The 1,816-nt window shown below is 62.5% G+C and carries 2 protein-coding genes and 1 pseudogene; all 3 read right to left on the minus strand.

Annotated features, from left to right (window positions below; translation table 11 throughout):
- A pseudogene (locus AC1DZ6_RS24455) lies at nucleotides 1-334 on the minus strand (tol-pal system protein YbgF); the annotation flags it as partial.
- Nucleotides 335-552: 218 nt separating this feature from the next.
- Nucleotides 553-1,125, minus strand: coding sequence for a peptidoglycan-associated lipoprotein Pal (gene pal, locus AC1DZ6_RS24460; protein ID WP_477099699.1), 573 nt, complete (start codon nucleotides 1,123-1,125; stop codon nucleotides 553-555).
- Nucleotides 1,126-1,686: 561 nt separating this feature from the next.
- A partial coding sequence (locus tag AC1DZ6_RS24465; RefSeq protein WP_477099700.1) for a hypothetical protein occupies nucleotides 1,687-1,816 on the minus strand: 130 nt, incomplete at its 5' end.

A 1,816-nucleotide genomic window follows, 5' to 3' on the forward strand; every position in this document is an offset into this window, starting at 1 on the left:
GGTCCAGGTCGTGGGTCAGGGTCTCGTTCTGGCCGTTCAGCTTGGTCAGGGTCTGTTCGAGATCGGCCAGCTTTTCCGACAGGGCCGCGATCTGGGCGTCGGTCTCGGCGGCCTGGACGACGACTGGCTTGCCGGTGTCGCGCCCCTGGAAGACGATCGCGCGCAGTTCGCGCACCACCTTCTCCATCTTGTCCAGCCGCTTGACCGAACGGTCGTCCAGCGGATCGGGCATGGCGGTCTGGGCCAGGGCCATCGAGGGCAGGGCGACCGAGGTCAGGGCCGGGACGGCGGTCAAGGCCAGGACGGAGGCGAGCAGGGCGGCGTTCAGCTTCATGTCGGCGATTATGCCCCGGTTGCGACAAAAGTGCGGCCACTAAAGCCAGCCCGATAAAGTTTGTCATCCCGGACGAACGCGAAGCGTGAAGATCCGGGACCGACGCGTGAACGCAGGCGCTTCCGGCGCTCCCGGACCGGCGGCCCTGGGGGCCTTGTCCGGGATGACAGCAAAGGTTCGCGCCCTCCCCCGGGTTGCGAGGAAGGGCGCTTGAGGTCTTATCGCGCGCCGTCGGTGATGGCGGTGCGGGCGTTGCGGTTCTTGGCCCAGGCGTCTTCGTTCGTGCCGGCGTCGATCGGGCGTTCCTTGCCGTACGACAGGCTTTCGATGCGCGAGCCCGAGACGCCTTGGCCGACCAGGAATTCGCGGACGGCGTTGGCGCGGCGGGCGCCCAGGGCGAGGTTGTATTCGCGGGTGCCGCGTTCGTCGGCGTTGCCTTCGATGCGCACGCGCACGGCCGGATAGCGGTTCAGCCATTGGGCTTGAGCGCTCAGCGTGGGCTGGGCGTCGCTGCGGACCTCGTAGCTGTCGGTGTCGAAATAGATCCGCTCGCCGATGTTGATCACGAAGTCCTGCACGGTGCCGGGCAGCGGGCCCTGRTTCGGCGGCGACTGCGGGGTCTGCGGCGGRGTGTAGGGCGGAGTGGTGGGTTGCGACGGCTGCTGCGTCGGAGCCTGCGGGCCCGCCGGCTTCGGCCGCGAAGCACAGGCGGCGAGCGATGCGGCCGCCAGACCGATCATCGCCAGTCTAGCGACGCGTTGGGTGTCGAAGCTCATCCAGTTTCTCCTCAAGTCCACGGCCAAGGTTGATAGTTGTAGCGCGTGAAGCCTTCGTGGCGCCGCGCCAAAACGTACCTTGCACCTCACAATGGCGTCAGAATGTCGCACGCCCACGTGGTTTCACCTGACGCGTGAACGTCGGATGAACGACTCATAGGCAACGCGCCTTTACGGCAGAGGTTGCGTGAAAGTGGTGTGGATTGTCGCGTCGGCTTCCAACGAGTCACACGCTCAGGGGTCTAGGTGAAACTGCTTCCCAAGCTCGACATACAGTTTTCAGGTGGCAACAACTTCAAAAAGCAAACACAAAATCATCGCAACAGATCCCACAAAAAAGAACACTCGCATCACAGAGATGAACTTATCATTCTCCATAAGACGGAGTTGCGATTTTGAGATCAGGATATTGTACTTGCTTATTTTTACTACCCAAAGAAACAAAGGTTTCCCAAAAATAGCGAAAACGAGGCCCAAGCACGATACAATTCCCCACACCATGACAAGGGGGACTTCGTCTGGCGATATAGTCATCAGCGAAACTCTATGACGAAGGCTGTCCAAAAGTCGTGTGGATCAGTCCAGAAGCGGCGACCAGGCCGGGTCGGAGGCCGCGCCCTGGTAGGCGGCGGGGCGCAGGATCCGGCCGGTTATGTCCACCGTCCACAGCCGCGAATTGCCGCTGGAGCTCTCGCGCGAGAACATC

This window comes from Caulobacter sp. P1_B12_2, from assembly GCF_056406675.1.